General features: G+C 40.2%; 14 protein-coding genes. 6 read left to right on the top strand and 8 right to left on the bottom strand.

From position 1 onward, the window contains the following. The first annotated feature begins 499 nt into the window (after positions 1-499). The gene (locus IQ244_RS27240) at positions 500-688 is read left to right on the top strand and encodes a hypothetical protein (protein ID WP_193899820.1); all 189 of its coding nucleotides are present in this window, start codon (positions 500-502) and stop codon (positions 686-688) included. A 128-nt stretch (positions 689-816) separates the two neighbouring features. Here the strand turns inward: IQ244_RS27240 and IQ244_RS27235 are convergent, their stop codons facing one another. From IQ244_RS27235 to IQ244_RS33085, 7 genes are all read right to left on the bottom strand, one after another. Then, the gene (locus IQ244_RS27235; RefSeq protein WP_193899819.1) at positions 817-1,005 is read right to left on the bottom strand and encodes a hypothetical protein; all 189 of its coding nucleotides are present in this window, start codon (positions 1,003-1,005) and stop codon (positions 817-819) included. A 167-nt stretch (positions 1,006-1,172) separates the two neighbouring features. After that, entirely contained in the window at positions 1,173-3,815 is a 2,643-nt protein-coding gene (clpB, locus tag IQ244_RS27230) for an ATP-dependent chaperone ClpB (RefSeq protein ID WP_193899818.1), read from the bottom strand. Between the two features lie 346 nt (positions 3,816-4,161). After that, positions 4,162-4,596 carry a lactoylglutathione lyase gene (gene gloA, locus IQ244_RS27225; RefSeq protein WP_193899817.1) on the bottom strand — a complete coding sequence of 145 codons (435 nt, stop codon included), beginning with the start codon at positions 4,594-4,596 and terminating at the stop codon, positions 4,162-4,164. Positions 4,597-4,872: 276 nt separating this feature from the next. Next, a complete protein-coding gene (locus tag IQ244_RS27220) occupies positions 4,873-5,055 on the bottom strand; it encodes a hypothetical protein (protein ID WP_193899816.1) in 183 nt (60 codons plus the stop codon). Between the two features lie 204 nt (positions 5,056-5,259). Next, positions 5,260-5,859, bottom strand: a complete 600-nt coding sequence (locus tag IQ244_RS27215; protein ID WP_193899815.1) for an HMA2 domain-containing protein — start codon at positions 5,857-5,859, stop codon at positions 5,260-5,262. A 689-nt stretch (positions 5,860-6,548) separates the two neighbouring features. Then, positions 6,549-6,863, bottom strand: a complete 315-nt coding sequence (locus tag IQ244_RS32760) for a hypothetical protein (protein ID WP_228059189.1) — start codon at positions 6,861-6,863, stop codon at positions 6,549-6,551. Positions 6,864-6,923: 60 nt separating this feature from the next. Next, positions 6,924-7,058, bottom strand: a complete 135-nt coding sequence (locus IQ244_RS33085) for a hypothetical protein (protein ID WP_265578957.1) — start codon at positions 7,056-7,058, stop codon at positions 6,924-6,926. Positions 7,059-7,483: 425 nt separating this feature from the next. On the opposite strand from IQ244_RS33085, the gene IQ244_RS27205 reads away from it, so the two are divergent. The 4 genes from IQ244_RS27205 (at position 7,484) to hetR (ending at position 15,177) form a co-directional block, all read left to right on the top strand. Beyond that, positions 7,484-8,530, top strand: coding sequence for a zinc-dependent dehydrogenase (locus IQ244_RS27205; RefSeq protein WP_193899814.1), 1,047 nt, complete (start codon positions 7,484-7,486; stop codon positions 8,528-8,530). 143 nt (positions 8,531-8,673) lie between these two features. Beyond that, positions 8,674-9,981: an inorganic phosphate transporter gene (locus IQ244_RS27200; protein WP_193899822.1), complete on the top strand. Its 1,308-nt coding sequence runs from the start codon at positions 8,674-8,676 to the stop codon at positions 9,979-9,981. Between the two features lie 713 nt (positions 9,982-10,694). Next, the gene (locus tag IQ244_RS27195; RefSeq protein WP_193899813.1) at positions 10,695-12,908 is read left to right on the top strand and encodes an EamA family transporter; all 2,214 of its coding nucleotides are present in this window, start codon (positions 10,695-10,697) and stop codon (positions 12,906-12,908) included. 1,369 nt (positions 12,909-14,277) lie between these two features. Beyond that, positions 14,278-15,177 (top strand): heterocyst differentiation master regulator HetR, encoded by a 900-nt coding sequence (gene hetR / locus IQ244_RS27190; protein WP_193899812.1) that lies wholly within the window; start codon positions 14,278-14,280, stop codon positions 15,175-15,177. A gap of 436 nt (positions 15,178-15,613) precedes the next feature. On the opposite strand, the gene IQ244_RS27185 is transcribed toward hetR, so the two are convergent. After that, positions 15,614-16,186, bottom strand: a complete 573-nt coding sequence (locus IQ244_RS27185; RefSeq protein WP_322746114.1) for a hypothetical protein — start codon at positions 16,184-16,186, stop codon at positions 15,614-15,616. A 205-nt stretch (positions 16,187-16,391) separates the two neighbouring features. Here IQ244_RS27185 and rpsD point away from each other — a divergent pair, with 205 nt between their 5' ends. Then, the gene (gene rpsD, locus IQ244_RS27180; protein ID WP_193899810.1) at positions 16,392-17,000 is read left to right on the top strand and encodes a 30S ribosomal protein S4; all 609 of its coding nucleotides are present in this window, start codon (positions 16,392-16,394) and stop codon (positions 16,998-17,000) included. The last annotated feature ends 65 nt before the right edge of the window (positions 17,001-17,065 follow it).

The following is a 17,065-nucleotide window of genomic DNA, read 5'->3' as shown; positions in this document are numbered from 1 at the left end:
AGTTAAAACTTTTCGAGTAGCTAGTGAGAGATTTCGTTTAGCTCGACATCGTTATAATCAGGTGATAATGGCTGTATGTGGATTAGTTAGGTTACATCTAAATTATTCGTTTATACTAAGTAATGAACCTTGAATTATCAGCCTTTAGATTTTATTATTTAGAAAGCTATGTTTCTGAAAACTTTTAATAAGTTTGATATTTTCATCCCCAAAACCTTATTCTTTCGTTCAGCCATAATTAGTGTTTCATCCCAGTTATAGTTCGTGTGACGCTTTCACAGTAAGCTTTTTATCTTTTGTGGACAAGTCTATTGATTTACATATATATTTATCTGCTTATCCCAGTATCAAGGAAAGGCGATCGCTTTGAAAAATCGGTAATTACTCAATACTTAAGAAAGCATTAAGTATTTGAATATATCTATCTCAGGTGTCAGTAAATAAATAGAATAGTTGGTGAAATATGGAGATACGAGTAAATTATTCAGGAGCTATAAAAATGCAGAATGTTCGTCTTAACTCCACAATTTCTAAATCATGGATGCCGGAAAATCGGACAAAAAAGCTGGCAGTTTTACTAGAATGGTGCAAAATTGTTCATGGTTGCATAGAATCTGGACAAATTGAGGATGCCAAGATTTTTTTAGAGCAAGCAATTCATGAAGCTGAAATGCCAAGTCAAGAATAAAATAATTCACATCGGCTTCAGATAAAAATTGAAATGCTAAACATACTCAATATACTCACGAAATACGAACAATGAAGGAGTCAGAATAATTTTCTGACTCCTTTTGACTAGAAAAATATATAAGATGACTATTCATTTTGGTTGAGAAAATTGTATGAGTTGAAAGAACCTCTCCCCAACCCTTCTCCGACACGGCTACGGTGTACACACAAGTCAAAAATTTTCGTGTTCAACCATATCCCGCCTAGAACTAAAGTTCCAGGCTCATAGCCAAAGTCCACAAAGCGTGGACTGGAAGACATTTTTGCTTGAGTCATCTTCAGATGACTTGCGCTATAAGACTCGGAATTCATTCCGAGGCGGGATAGATGCACTAAACGAACATTTATTTGTGTGTACATGGTAGCCTTGCAGGAGATAGGTACCCTGCGAGAAGCAAGCTATGGAGAGGGGTTTTTAAATCTGTTGAACTCCCGTTCAAGAGTTATGTAATCACCTGTGGTATTGTCACTTTCGCAGTGGCCTTCTTGTTGAAAACCAAACTGTTTTCATCTTTATCAATGAGTATCGTATCGCCAGCAACAAAAGTATTTTCTAATAACTTAGTAGCGATAGGATTTTCTACTTCGCGTTGAATTGATCGTTTTAAAGGACGTGCGCCATAAATGGGATCATAACCCATTTCTACTAGATGATCGCAAGCTTCTTGAGTAATTTCAAAGGAGATTTTCTGCTCTTTAAGTAAATTCTCAACGCGTTTGAGTTGAATGCGGATGATATGACGCATTTCAGAGCGGCTGAGAGTATGGAACAGAATTATATCATCTACGCGGTTGAGAAATTCGGGACGGAAGTGCGATCGCAAAGCATCTGTCACCCGGTTCCGCATCATGTCATATTTAGTATCATCACCAGACACATCTAAAATGTGTTCGCTACCAATGTTACTGGTCATCACAATGACGGTGTTACGAAAATCTACTGTTCTACCTTGAGAATCAGTAATTCTGCCATCATCAAGTACTTGTAACAAAATATTAAATACATCAGGGTGGGCTTTTTCCACTTCATCCAGCAGCACCACTGAGTAAGGATGACGGCGCACGGCTTCCGAAAGTTGACCGCCTTCTTCGTAACCAACATATCCCGGAGGCGCACCAACTAACCGCGAAACCGAGTGTTTTTCCATATACTCGGACATATCCAGGCGTACTAAAGCATCATCAGAATCAAAGAGAAACTGTGCCAATGCGCGGGCGAGTTCGGTTTTTCCTACCCCAGTCGGCCCCATAAACAAAAATGAACCAATGGGACGGCTGGGGTCTTTCATTCCCGCACGGGCGCGACGAATGGCGGCGGCTACGGCTTCAACGGCTTCATGTTGACCAATAACCCGTTTATGGAGATGGCTTTCGAGTTGCAGTAATTTTTGGCGTTCTGATTCCAGCAACCGGTTGACAGGAATTCCTGTCCACTTGGCGACGATTTCGGCAATGTCGGCTTCGGTGACTTGTTCGCGCAACAAATTTGAACCTTGGCTTTGCAGTTCTAACAGTTTTGCTTCTTTAGCTTCGCGATCGCGCTGTACGCCTTCTAATTTGCCATACTTCAATTGGGCAGCTTTATTCAAATCGTAAGCTCGTTCAGCTTGATCAATTTGCACCCGCAAGGCTTCTTCTTCTTTCTTTAAAACACTAATAGCTTCTAACAGTTGCTTTTCACCTTGCCATTGTTCGTTAAATTCTTGCTGTTTTACCTTTAAAGTATCAATTTCTTGTTCAATGCGCTGCAAACGTTCCCGTGTTTGGGTAGGAACCTTTTCTTCCCCTGCGAGTGACAGCTTTTCCATTTCTAGCTGCATTAAGCGGCGGTCGATGGTTTCCAATTCTGAAGGTTTGGAGGTAATCTCCATTTTTAACTGCGCTGCCGCCTCATCAACTAAATCAATGGCTTTGTCGGGTAAGAAGCGGTCAGAAATGTATCGTGCTGACAAAGTAGCCGCCGCCACTAATGCTGAATCGGAAATTTTGACGTTGTGATGGACTTCGTAGCGTTCTTTCAAACCCCGGAGAATCGAAATAGTATTTTCTACGTTCGGTTGGTCGACAAATACTTGCTGAAAACGGCGTTCTAAGGCTGCATCTTTTTCAATATATTTGCGGTACTCATCTAAAGTTGTCGCGCCAATACACCGCAGTTCGCCCCTAGCCAACATTGGTTTGAGTAAATTTCCCGCATCCATCGCCCCTTGTTGATTAGAACCTGTCCCCACAACGGTATGCAATTCATCGATAAACAGCACAATTTGTCCATTGGAATCGATAACTTCCTTGAGGACTGCTTTGAGGCGGTCTTCAAATTCACCCCGATATTTTGCCCCAGCAATTAAACTACCAATATCTAAAGAGATTAATTGGCGATTTTTGAGAGATTCCGGGACATCACCATTGATGATACGCTGTGCCAGAGCTTCCGCGATCGCAGTTTTCCCAACCCCTGGTTCACCAATCAACACGGGGTTATTTTTACTCCGGCGAGATAATACCTGAATTACGCGGCGAATTTCATCATCCCGGCCAATCACTGGGTCGAGTTTTCCAGCTTTGGCTTGTTCTGTCAAGTCTCTACCAAATTTTTGCAGTGCTTCATAGCGGGATTCTGGATTTTGATCTGTCACTTTTTGGCTACCACGCACAGCTTTAATTGCCGCCTCTAGAGTACCACTATCAGCATTAAAACCTTTCAATATCCGCCGACCAATACGTTCATCTTCTGCAAAGCCTAAGAGGATATGTTCTACAGATATGTAGGTATCTTTCATTTTCACCCTGGCTTCCTCGGCGCGGTCAAGCAGCACATCTAAAGTGCGACCGAGGTAAAGCTGGTCATTATTGGCAACTTTAGGTTGACGTTGGGTATAGGCTTCGAGTTGCTGTTGCAAGCGAATGGGGTCGATTTCCGCCCGTGCTAAAATGCGAATCGCTAAACTTGTGGGTTCTTCTAAAAGAGCAATAATTAAATGTTCAACGTCTAATTGTTGTTGTTTATAAGCACGAACTATATCCTGAGATTTGACAATTGCTTCCCAGGCTTTATCTGTAAATTTATTAGGATCTGTAGGCTGCATCGTTACGATTTTGAATGGCGGATTTTATTTAAGAAATTGGGAGTGGGGGAAAGGTGGAGGACTTAGATGCACTATCCGGCGATCGCGGCATCTCCTTTCAGTAGGGTAGGATGAAACAGGGGTTATAATCTAGTATGTTCTACACAGCACTTTTCTCATTCAGTGTCTCTTCATAGTACATACTTCAGATTTCATACTTTCCAGTATTTTCTCCCCAAATAATTATCCAAGCACTATTGAGTTTATATCCGCGTGTATCTGCGGGTGCAAGTTGGGTGTAATTGGTCTGAGGAAATGAGTATAAAAGGATGAGGGTATAAGGCTTACACCCCCATTGTCATCAAAATTATTGGGATACGAGTTGCTCTTGTGATGTCTGCTTCGCCGCTGATCCTTGAGTACCCAATTGAATCAGTTCAATTTTGTATCCATCAGGATCTTCCACAAAAGCAATGACTGTAGAACCATGTTTCATTGGCCCTGGTTCCCGCACAACCTTACCACCACGATTTTTAATCGCTTCACAGGTAGTGTAAATGTCATCTACGCCCAAAGCAATGTGACCGTAAGCATTACCTAATTCGTACTTTTCTACTCCCCAGTTATAAGTTAATTCAATAACTGCATGATCACTTTCATCACCGTAGCCAACAAAAGCTAAGGTAAATTCTCCCCCTGGATAATCTTTTTTACGTAGTAATTTCATTCCTAGGAGATCGCAGTAGAATTTCAATGATTCTTCTAGGTTCCCTACCCGCAGCATTGTGTGTAGTAAGCGCATAATGATTTGTTACTTTGGCTCTGTAGGATTTATTGATTGCTGCCAACATTTTACAAGGGACTGATGAAGAGGGTTAACTTCACCACCAAAGATAATATTTAGAGACGTGCTGTAAAGCCTCTCTCATACTGAATTTCGAGATAATTTACTAGGATTAATTTTTCTTTAATGCACTGAACGCACCACCTTTTTTGGCGGTACGTTCAGTTAAAGGCAACAGAATACACACTTGTCAGAATATTTACTTAGACCCTTTTACAAGACAAACGTAAAAGTTTAAGCAGCCCTATCTTCCCGTTCTATCTGTTGCCGAATGGTATCAATAGCAGCATTAATACCAGATAGTTTAGATTCTAAATCATCTCGCATCCAAGTTAGAAACTTGAGTTTACGTTCTAAATGAGCTTTGTGCGAAATAGGTTCGCTACCATAACAGACATTACCCCAAAAAGGAAACATATTTTGCCTCTGGATTTAGCTAGATAAAAGTGCGATAAACTGCACTACTAACTTATATTCTGGCTAAAAATAATCAGACTGGTAGAGTGAAAACCGACCAAAACATTACGTGCTTGGTAAACTATCTGAAAATTTTTTGTTACATAAAGAAGTATTTTTCTGACTTGGATTTATCACTTCTATCTGAATTGCAAAATTGTCTAATCAAGCAGAGTTTAGTGCAGATTGGGATTGCCAGTGCTTGTGAGGTAGAACAAATATTATAGCAGATTTGAGACCTTTGATTATCCTTTCTCCAGTTGATAGTAATCGCTCCCAACGGTTGCTTCTCATTTCTCGATGCTGAATAGCAGTATGTGCTTTGTTGATGTTCCGTAAGCTGTCTAGTAAGTTAATCAAGGCATCAAAAATAGTTCCGACAATTGCTTTTGTGCTGACTTTTTTTGGTAAAACTATAGTTGGGGCGGTTTGAATGAGATCAACTAGATGCGATCGCATTTGTGCCTCTGGCATTAAACCTGATGGATATTGAATGACAACAGATGCAGCTGTTGGATTAATCCTGACTTTTGCATTTTTAATTTGAGATTCTATTGTCACCTGGAGTTTATTAGCATATTCAGCATCTTTTGAGAGACGAGGAATCCGAAAGCGAATTCGTCCGGCGATCGCATGGGCAATGCTATACGATATCTGTTGAGATGCTGTTTTCTGGTGAGCTAATGTTTTACTTGTCTTGGAAGTCTGCCTAGGTACATTTTTCTGATTGTTTGGGCTTAAGCTAAATAATTTTCTATAATTCATATCCAAGATAGGGCTTAACAAAAAAATATTTTTATTTATATATTTTCTAATTATTTGAAAGGTAAAATTTGTTTTTTAACCTAAACTATTTACAATAATAAATATAATAAATGGTGAGTTTTTATAAAAACTCTATCTATAGAAGAGTATCAGTAACTATCAAAGGTATGAAGATAAATATATAGGAATCTGACTTGATTATTGAAATTACTTGTGTAGGTGGGTAATAGGGAACAGAAAAAGAAGTCACAGAGGTGTACTGAATTTTTTTCAGAAACTAAATATGATTCCTATAGGATTACGGCTCAGTTTACTTAGATTGAGCAATAACTAAGAGACGATTTATAAAGTAAATCTTAAATAGAGTGTGTTCGCACCGCCAGTTTATGATGGTGTGTTAGACGCTCGGATATAGTTTTTGTGATTAGTTAGCTCCCAATATCCGCCTAAAACACCCTACGATAATTTTTATTTTTACTTTATAAATCACCTCTTAGGGTATTCCGACAACATTGAGCATTAAGTTTGAATCTGTTGTCGGATTTATACCAATTCTCCATAAAGATGCACTTAATTTTTTTACGAACCGCCAAGAACGCCTTCGCGTAGAGTCTCGTAGAGAATAGCGCCAAGGAAGATAAAAATAATTATTTAGTGCAAGCTTACAGAGATTAGGGATTAAGAGAATTCTAACGAGCAAGCACAGCTATTTTTGCATGATGATTAACGTAGTTGACAAATAATTGCTTCAGCCTGGGACTAACACTAAAACCATTAAAGTCTTCTAAGAAACCAAAGCCTAAACTTTTAGCTTTAGCTAATGTTTGTTCTGCTGTTAATCCTTCCTGAATAACTATACTCAACAATGCAATTCCCGTTGAACGCATCCTCTCTGCACAGTTTATCAGCACTGGTTTTGGTAGTTGTTCCAGTGTTTTCAGGGTTTTAGTAATCAATTCTTCATTCAGTACTTCTAGCTTGACGGGTACGTTGACGTAATACAACCCCAATTTTTCAGCTAGTTTTTGCTCATCCTGAAAAAATCCTAGTTCATCAGGCGATGTCTAACGACAAGCCGCAAAGCGTCTACGCAAATTTAACACGGACTTATAACCTTCTTGGATAGCTTGCTCAAGCTGCTTGACTGAGATTTGTCCTGTTGTTGTCAAGTTTTCATTGATTAATATGGCGTTGTTCACATTCACTCCTTCTAACTTTCCTGGCAAATATGCTGTGAGCAGCTATGCAAAAATTTGCAGCCAAATACCCCAAAAATTGCGGACAATCGGCTGATTTACGCTAAATTTGCCTTTTAGTTTGATTATTTTATTGCTCTATCCATGCTATACGGTTTGTCTATCGACTTACCGATATTTAGGATAAATAATCAATATTCTCGTTAGGTTTAGTGGTTATTATCTATTTGCCAAGTTGCCCAACTTTAGCAGGCAGGCGATCGCACTTTGTTTCGGATATTGCGTTGATGAAATACAATTGTGATATTTCAGTTGTATAAATTAAAATTTCGCTGATCTTGTCTCGACAGATAAATCCGAAAGTTTATAGCTCAACGTTGACCGCAAATGTTACATCTAAGATCGTTGAGCAATGAAATAAAATCAACGTGAAAGCACAGGTATTTAGAGGCGTAAATCAACTGTCCTACGAAGAGATCCCCGTACCCACACTCTTAACAGATGAGGTGCTGGTACAGGTACAGGTTGTAGGATTATGTCAGTCAGATATCAAAAAAATTCGTTATCCACTGTATGAACCACCGCGCATATTTGGCCATGAAACGGCGGGAACAATTGCCGCAGTGGGTTCGGAAGTTAGGGGTTGGCAAGAGGGACAAAGGGTAGCGGTGATGCACCACATTCCATGTATGCGTTGCGCCTACTGTTTAAATGAAAATTTCTCGATGTGCGATGTCTACAAAAATATTTCTACCACAGCTGGTTTTAATGCTAGTGGTGGGGGTTTTGCAGAGTATGTGAAAGTACCAGGACACATTGTGCAGAATGGCGGGTTAATTCCCATCCCCGACGATATTAGTTTTGAAGAAGCAAGTTTTGTAGAACCGACGAATTGCTGTCTCAAGGCGGTGAAAAAAGCTCAAATTGCTCCCGGACAAACTGTATTAGTTACAGGAGCCGGGCCAATTGGGTTAATGTTTGTGATGTTGGTGAAGTATTTTGGGGCAAAAGCGATCGCCACTGATTTACTGCCTTCGAGAATAGAAAAAGCCTTGAATGTGGGCGCAGAAGCCGCTTTTGATGCCCGTGATCCCGATTTACCGGCAAAAATTCACGCTGTCACAAATGGGCTTGGTGTAGATGTGACTTTGCTGGCTGTACCTAGTGAGAAGGCGTTTTTTCAAGCACTAGACTGCACCCGTAAAGGGGGAAAAATACTGTTTTTCGCTGAGTTTCCCGATGAATTAGAAATTCCTATCAATCCAAATATTCTTTACCGCCGAGAAATTGATTTGATGGGGAGTTACAGTTCTTCCTATCGTCTTCAGGCGTTATCGGCTGATATTGTATTTAATCGGCGGATTGATGTCCCAGCCTTAATTAGCGATCGCTATCAGCTAAAAGATTTATCAGCTGCCGTAGAACAAGCGATCGCGCCTTCTGCCGATACATACAAAATATTAATCTATCCTTGATCCGGGCAAAGAAGCTAACTCGTAGAAAATACTTATAGCTACTTTTGTCATTGACTCCCACAATGGGAGTCAAACCAAGGAGACATATTCATGATGAACACGTATATTGCTTAATTGTTCCTTTCATACATCTACCCCAATTCATGCCCATGACCTTAGTTATAGTTGCCATCCTAGCTTTTTATGTCGCCTGTAATCTTGGTGCCAACGATGTTGCCAACGCAATGGGAACCTCTGTTGGTTCCAAAGCTGTGACTCTCAAACAAGCAATCATCATTGCTGGAGTTTTAGAATTTACTGGCGCTGTCTTGTTTGGGCATGAAGTCTCAGAAACTTTAGCCACGAAAGTTGCCAATCCTAGCTTATTTGCGGCTACACCCCAATTATTGGTTACGGGAATGGTGACAGTCTTAATATCCTGCGGTGTATGGTTGCAAATTGCCACTGCCAAAGGTTTACCTGTGTCATCTTCTCATGCAGTCGTGGGGGCGATCGCTGGGTTTAGTGCGGTAGCAATGGGCATAGGTGCAATTGATTGGTCATCAATTGGTATGATTACTGTTGGCTGGATTGTCACACCAATAATTAGTGGTAGTATTGCTGCTTTGTTTTACAGCCAAATCAAGCACTGGATTTTAGATCAACCAAATCAAGTTACCCAGCTAAGAGAGTGGATTCCTTGGTTGAGTGCAGTGTTATTAGGTGTGTTTGGCGTAATTGTCCTACCTTCGCTCATGCAACCTTTGACTAACTACTTGATTGAACAGGTTGGTATTGATATACCTGCATACGATATTCCTTTATTCACAGGTGCATTAGCCGCAGTTGGACTCACTTTAATTAGTTGGCGACAACTGGAAATGCAGGGGTGCAGGGGTGTAGAGGAAGAATACATGACTCAGCACTCAGCACTCAGCACTCAGCACTCAACACTCAACACTCCCGTCGAAAAATTATTCGGTCGATTCCAGCTACTCAGTGCTTGCTTTGTGGCTTTTGCACATGGTTCCAATGATGTGGGTAATGCGATCGCACCTTTAGCGGCGATCGTTTATATCAATACAACTGGTAGCGTACCCATAAATGGTATTGATATTCCTTTGTGGATTTTGGTTGTCGGCGGTGCCGGAATTGTTACAGGTTTAGCTATTTGGGGGAAAAACGTCATTGCTACCATTGGCGAAAACATTATTGCTTTGCAACCTAGTAGTGGGTTTTGTGCAGAACTAGCAACCGCTACTACCATTCTCCTAGCTTCTCGGTTAGGTTTACCTGTTTCTACCTCTCATGCACTTGTTGGGGGTGTAGTCGGAATCGGGATGGTGCAAAGCTTGAATTCAATTAAACTCCAAACTCTGCAAGCGATCGCTGCTGCATGGTTAATTACAGTTCCTTTAAGTGCATTTCTCAGCGCCAGTATTTTTAGTATTGCTCGGTTTGTTTGGCACTAAGTAGTTGGACAAAATTAAATTCATTTGTGGGGGTAGGGAACAGGGAACAGGGAACAGCAAGAGAATGTGTGTAATTAATTCTGTGTAAGTACTTAAGTGGACATAGGGCTAAGTGTTTGTGTTTGCGAGGGAAATGTGCTGATGAATAACTAACTTGAAAAAGATTGGGAGTAAAAATCGCCAAATGAATATTTAAATTATTCTGACTTGCGCTTGCCCACTGCCGGGAAATACCGGAATTAGTTAAAATATTCTCTAGGAGCGAATAATCTTTGATCATTCCCACGACAAATCAATCAGTCTTTTAGAGAAATATAAACTGTCACTAAAGTTACATTTTGGGCTAATTTACATCTAAATTTTACAAAGTTGCTATTTTGCGGGATCATCAGGCATTTATTTACAAGTATTTAAAAATTACTGTTGCTATCAAAATAACAAGTATTTATATTGAGTGACATATTTTCTCTCTCAAAATCTCATTTTTAAAGGATTGAATTTTCTGGCTGGTACATGGCACTTAGTATCTAAAGCTGTAAAGCCAAAAAATATATACTTTGCCAAGCTATGTTCAGCGTGACAAAATTACTTTGATACGTGCAAATCTTGTTAAATTTTTTGGTCTATCTGACAAAATACTGAAAATTAGTATGAGCGCCAAGCAAATTTACGGGAAACAGCTTTATCTTCAAGGTGTTAGAGGTTAGAAGCTAATGGGGCGAATTGAGAAACGGCCAGACAACCCGCGAGTTAGAGGCGAACTATCGAGATCAGCCGAAACAGCACTTTGGGCTGTTGTGGAGGATTTAGAAAATCTCCAACAGAACGTGCTGAGGTCATTGCAAGAAGAAATAAAACGGTTACAAGCAGATAAAGAACGGCTGTATGATGACATTCAAAAGCTGTTAGAAGAAAAAGAACACTTACAGCAAGTGCGACAAATTACTGAACAGCAAGTGTTAATTCGGCAGTTGGCAGAAGTTTTAGCCAAACATATTTCTTCGCAACTGCAATCATCGCTCAAAAATTTAGCCACTCAACTGAAGATGAGCGAGGCTGATGAACAAGCAGTACTCAAATCAGCCGAAAGTAATGAGCAGATTAAACAAATGCTGGGTAGTTTGGATGATACTCTCACCATTACTTTTAACTCGCTGCAACAAGAACTGAAAAATTATCAAGGTAATCTTTCTCAGCAATTGTCTCGGATGCAAAGCCAGCAGGTGCAAGGAGAAGTTATTGTTGAGGAATTAGTTAATCACCTGCGCGGGGAATTAACCAAAGCGATTAAAGAAAATACCCAAGTAACTAAACCATCATCGCCGACGGTTTTACAACCACCAGATAATCCACCGTCGGGTAGTTCTGTCAAACAATCGCCACCAACAGTTTTACAATCAAGTGAGCGATCGCCTAATACTTCTTTAAAAGTATCTTCACCCACGGTTTTACAACCAGATGAGCCATCATCGCCCAGTTCTGCGGTAAGTTACCCACTGTTATCAGAAGTCACCAACAAATCGCATGAAAACCCGACTACATCTTCTGCACCAGTAACACCCTCAGCCGTTATTATTCCACCAACGAAAGAAAGTCCCACCCAGCCAATTTCCATCGCTCCCAAAGACTTCCCCCCTAAAGAGAAACCGCCTGAACCAATTGTTTTACCTAGTAAAGATGTTGCGGAAAATAAAACGCCATCTTCTCCCAGTAATGTTAAAGCGAGTGAACAAAATTCTGCACTCCGCCTAGATGTGCCAGAAACTCAAATAAAATCTTCATCTAGTAAGGCTAGTGAGCCAGTTTCTGTTATCCAGCCAGATTTAGTGGAAGATGAAGTATTTTCTCCTCCTACTCCAGCAGAAACTAAATCTAGAAGATCAGGCAGATCCCAAAGTTTATCACCAGTCCAAATTGGGTTTTTACTAATTGTCTTATCTACGGTGGTGTCTTCACTTTATAACGTCGCCGTGAAGATGATGTTCCACCAAAATTCTGCGGTGATTGGTAGCTTGGCTGTAGAACGATTGTTATCTCCAACTTTGGGGAATATTTTCTTAATTCTATTGCTGCGGTTGGCTGTGGTAGTTCCGCTAACGTTACTATTAGCCCCAATGATGCATCCACAGGTTTGGCAAGATATCAAAAACTTGATGGAATCATTTCAAGGTAAGCCATCAGCCGCGAAAGTCAAAGCACAAAGAGTTTTGCAACTATCAATTGCGAGTGGTTGCTTTTTGTTTTTATCTCAAGTGCTAGTTTACATGGCTATCGGTCAAGTGACGACAGGTATGGCGATCGCACTTTTCTTCATCTATCCCAGTATTAGCGGTTTGTTGTCTTGGTTGTTATTCCGCGATAAACCCAGTGGAGTCCGCGCTGCAGCAATTGGGGCAATTTTCTTAGGTGAACTATTGATATTAGGCGGTGCTGCAACTGCGGGGATCAGTGATTTTTCTGTTGGTAGCACAGCGGCAATTTTTGGTGGTGTCGCTTTTGCTTGTTATGTAATTCTGACGCGGATCTGTGCAGCAAAACTGCATCCTGTGTCTTTTACTTTAATTAGTTTCACCACCATGTTTGTTTTGAGCTTTGTTGGTTTAATGTTACCTCTGCCAAGCAATTTGAGCCTCGCAATTGATGGTTCTAAATTACTAGAAATTATTTTAAGTGCTTTTATTTTGGGTGTGCTGACACTTTTGAGCTATGTTCTCAACAATGTTGGTATTCGCCAATTAGGGGCATTGCGATCGGCCATTATTGGCGCAGGCGTACCCATTTTAACCGTAGTTTTTGCAGGTTTATTGATTCAAGAAACTTTAGAGATTATTCAGATTTTAGGCGTTTTATTTGTCACTTTTGGTGCTGCTGCTTTCAGCTTTGAGAAAATGCGTCATCAAGTTAAATCTTCTAGTGCTGAAACTTAAATGACGAAAAGTCGCCATCTGATATCATTTTGGGCTGAGAATTGCTTACTGCATCTAGTTGCGGCCAACCCATCTGTGTCCATGATTTTTGGAATTGCGATGACAACCAGGAAAGTTAAAAGTCGATTGTTAAATAAACGCGTTATTGTCTCAACTTTGATTTTCAACTTTCCCATTCTTTATTTTATTTTAATAATTAGGTATCAGCTTTGCCTAATATCGCAATAGTCGTAGCAATATCACAACAATTTCCGCAAAGAATATTAAACGATTATCTTCAATGTGGTAATTGCATTACGACACTAAATACCTGTATTTTTCATAAATAACAAAACCCAAAATTTTTTTTACTGACTTTCTCAGAGTTTAACACCCAAATATTTAGTACAAAACAAATAGAAAGAATTTGATTTGTGTAAGTAACTTTACCTGAAACTGCTGTGAATATTTAAACCGCTTCATTGTCTTGTCCCCAAGGAAATCGGCAGTTTTGTAGTCAAAGTATCAATTAACTCGTGAGATCCTAAATGATTAAAAATAACTTTCTTATATTCATTGAAATATCAGGAATCCTTAATAATTACTAGTATGTAAATTAGGCTAAATCGAACATTGATATAATATTAAGATTAGGTTAATTTACACAAACTTGATAAAAAAGTGGACAGAATAGAATATCATAATTGAAGGCAATAAAAGGTATTTAGAACTAGGAATTATCTGCCTGATTTAAGGAATTTGATTTTCCTAGGTATTAACTGCCTCAAGATGCCCAAAAGTTGCCGAAAGCTGTGAGCATTTATGGTAGTCTACTAGTATCTGCTCAACCTGGAATTTGTTGCAAGTTCAGTAGGTGATTGACTCTGAAGATTACTCCTCAAAAACAGGAAATCAAGGGTTAACCAAAATTCTCTACAAACCCAAAGAAATTAGTCATTCTTGGGAAAGGTGCTTACCATCAAGTCCATCAGCTAGTTACTGCTATTTCAGCAATAAGGTGTGTTACCGCAATTAGGAAGCACTTTTCCTGTTGTTACTAGTAAAGGATGCAAAAGTCTTGAGCCTGAAGACAATCTTTATAGATTAAACCGGGAAAATAGATGATTTTGTAATTGGTATGACAAGTAGAGAAAATAAATGGTTATTTCCGAGTCTGTCAAGAAAAGATAACAATAGCCAAATAAATCAGCTTCTTTTTAATAGTAGTTTGCTATATAATCCGGAGCCATTGGCAGTTTCGACTACTAGTAAACTAAGAGTCACAGCATCCTAAAAAGTCTAAAGTAAAGACATCGCCTAAAGTTGGGTGTATACTACTTACTTTCCTCTGACTATAAATCTGTAAACGTGCTATTTAACTGTCTGTAATATGAGTAACGACATAGATCTGATCAAACGTCTTGGCCCTAGTGCGATGGATCAGATCATGCTTTATCTGGCTTTTAGTGCCATGCGGACGAGTGGTCACAGGCATGGAGCATTCTTAGATGCAGCAGCCACGGCAGCTAAGTGTGCGATTTACATGACCTATCTGGAACAGGGACAAAACCTGAGAATGACAGGTCATTTGCACCACCTAGAACCCAAGCGAGTCAAGATTATTGTCGAAGAAGTCCGACAAGCATTGACAGAAGGCAAGCTACTAAAAATGCTGGGTTCTCAGGAACCACGCTACTTAATTCAACTGCCTTACGTCTGGATGGAAAAATTTCCTTGGCAACCAGGGCGATCCCGTGTTCCTGGGACTAGTTTGACAAGTGAAGAAAAAAGACAAATTGAACAGAAGCTACCCACTAACTTGCCAGACGCGCAATTAGTTAGTTCTTTTGAGTTTCTGGAACTGATTGAATTTCTGCACAAGCGATCGCAAGAAGTTCTCCCACCTGAACATCAAATGCCCTTGAGTGAAGCCTTGGCAGAACACATCAAGCGTCGCCTGCTATATTCAGGTACCGTAACCAGAATTGATTCGCCTTGGGGAATGCCTTTTTATGCCCTGACTCGTCCTTTTTACGCACCCGCCGACGATCAAGAGCGTACCTATATCATGCTAGAAGATACAGCTCGATATTTTCGGATGATGAGAAACTGGGCTGAAAAAAGACCAAACTCCATGCGTGCTTTAGAAGAACTAGATATTCCCCCAGAAAAGTGGGATCAAGCAATGGAGGAACTTGATGAAGTTATCCGCGCTTGGGCAGATAAATATCACCAAAGTGGTGGTATTCCCATGATTCTACAGATGGTTTTTGGTAGAAAAGAAGACTAACAAAACTTCTCTAAAAACTTCCGGCTAATAAAAGTAAGCATCCTAAAATTCAGCAACCGGTAAATCTCAGATCAAATGTATTATCATCACGACGGCTATGCTCCTGCTGCAAAATCAGAGACACCGTGAGTTTCTTGTCTCCCATAGCAGGATGCTTCCGTTGCCATCCACTTTTAAAAGTTGGATGATTAGTATTTTTGAGCTTTATATAAATAAACAGGGTTATTTTTAGTCAACCGTCTGCCGTCAAAAGATAAGTCACTATAGTCAGTTGACCAAAAATTAGTAAATCATATTAAAACTTAGGCAGTGTAACCAACGCAACAATCAATGGGTATAGGCATTTAGGGTGTAAATGAGCAAAACTATTACACCCCAAACCCTTATACCCAATCTCAACAACTAAGCTTTGCGCCTAATTTCTGTAATTTTAAATTTATGGCAATGTCGGTGACACAGTGAGTCCATTAGCTGTTTCACTAGCGTCAATACAAGTGTCTAACGCTTGTATTGGTGTTAAAGAAATTTCTTTACGCAAGCCAACCACACAATCACCAAAAGTGACAGGCTGTAAACTGCGACCACAGTAATTTAAAACGGCTGGGTTAATTTCTTCTTTGGTATTGAGGCTGACACCTACAACACAACTAGCTAATTCTTTGGGACGACGCGCCTTTGAACAGTAAGCGAGAGCATCTGTTGGGTCAATTTTGGTTTGCTGTTTAATTGTTGCCACACAAGCAGATAAATCTCTGGGGCGTATTGCTGTGGCACAACCTTGGGCTGCGGCTGGTTGTGTTACACCTGCTTTCAAAAGTTGAGCCGCACAAACACGGTAACTATCGTGGTCATCAGAAAATAATGTCAGAGCCATGCTGGGAAGGCTAGATGCCCACAGTCCTGCTATAGCCAAAACGGGTGTAGCCCAACGAATGGCTTGAGTATTAAGTATGCCCGAAATATACTTGCCGTGAGGTTTCCTAGCTTTACTAACCTTTTGTGATTCCATTGCCATTTTCCAAAAACCCTCAGTTATGCTAACTCAAATGTACGATAACTCTGATTGATCTTCAGGATTCTGACACTTGGCTCTTGAATTCTTATATTTATAAATTTTTGATGATTAAATTTCGGATTTTTGGCATTTTTGATTTACAGATATTTATAATAGTATGTCTGAGTAAAATTTAAACAGGATTAGATTAAGGAAACACATGTCCCGATATAGAGGGCCACGCCTCAGAATTGCACGTCGCTTAGGCGAATTACCAGGATTAACTCGTAAGAGCGCAAGACGCGCCTATCCACCGGGTCAGCATGGACAGAACCGCAAAAAGCGCTCTGAATATGCTATCCGTCTAGAAGAAAAGCAAAAGCTCCGGTTTAATTACGGTCTTACAGAAAAGCAACTGCTCCGCTATGTCCGTAAAGCCAGACGAGTTACTGGTTCGACCGGGCAAGTGCTGTTGCAATTGCTAGAAATGCGTTTAGATAATACCGTTTTCCGCTTGGGGATGGCTCCTACAATTCCAGCAGCGCGTCAGCTGGTCAATCACGGCCATGTCACAGTCAACGGTCGTGTAGTCAACATAGCCAGCTACCAATGCCGTCCTGGTGAGGTAATTGCTGTTAGGGATAAAGAACAATCACGGAAGTTGGTGGAAACTAACTTACAATATCCCGGTTTAGCTAACCTTCCCAGCCATCTGGAATTTGACAAAAACAAGCTGGTTGGTAAAGTTAACAGTGTCATTGAGCGTGAGTGGGTGGCTCTACAAGTTAACGAACTGCTGGTTGTGGAATACTATTCACGACAAGCATAGAAAAGTGCTGAGTGCTGAGTACTGAGTGCTGAGTAGTTAAACAGACTCAAAGCTCAGAACTCATT

This window comes from Nostoc sp. LEGE 06077, assembly GCF_015207705.1.
Classification (GTDB): domain Bacteria; phylum Cyanobacteriota; class Cyanobacteriia; order Cyanobacteriales; family Nostocaceae; genus Nostoc_B.
The sequence above is the reverse complement of the archived record's forward strand: the minus strand, read 5'-3'. Positions and strand labels throughout refer to the sequence as shown.

Coding starts and splice junctions, on each gene's coding strand:
- IQ244_RS27240 (WP_193899820.1), top strand. CDS start 500: ATGCAGAATGTTCGTCTTAACTCCACAATTTCTAAATCATGGATGCCG.
- IQ244_RS27235 (WP_193899819.1), bottom strand. CDS start 1,005: ATGACTCAAGCAAAAATGTCTTCCAGTCCACGCTTTGTGGACTTTGGC.
- clpB (WP_193899818.1), bottom strand. CDS start 3,815: ATGCAGCCTACAGATCCTAATAAATTTACAGATAAAGCCTGGGAAGCA.
- gloA (WP_193899817.1), bottom strand. CDS start 4,596: ATGCGCTTACTACACACAATGCTGCGGGTAGGGAACCTAGAAGAATCA.
- IQ244_RS27220 (WP_193899816.1), bottom strand. CDS start 5,055: ATGTTTCCTTTTTGGGGTAATGTCTGTTATGGTAGCGAACCTATTTCG.
- IQ244_RS27215 (WP_193899815.1), bottom strand. CDS start 5,859: ATGAATTATAGAAAATTATTTAGCTTAAGCCCAAACAATCAGAAAAAT.
- IQ244_RS27200 (WP_193899822.1), top strand. CDS start 8,674: ATGCCCATGACCTTAGTTATAGTTGCCATCCTAGCTTTTTATGTCGCC.
- IQ244_RS27195 (WP_193899813.1), top strand. CDS start 10,695: ATGGGGCGAATTGAGAAACGGCCAGACAACCCGCGAGTTAGAGGCGAA.
- hetR (WP_193899812.1), top strand. CDS start 14,278: ATGAGTAACGACATAGATCTGATCAAACGTCTTGGCCCTAGTGCGATG.
- IQ244_RS27185 (WP_322746114.1), bottom strand. CDS start 16,186: ATGGAATCACAAAAGGTTAGTAAAGCTAGGAAACCTCACGGCAAGTAT.
- rpsD (WP_193899810.1), top strand. CDS start 16,392: ATGTCCCGATATAGAGGGCCACGCCTCAGAATTGCACGTCGCTTAGGC.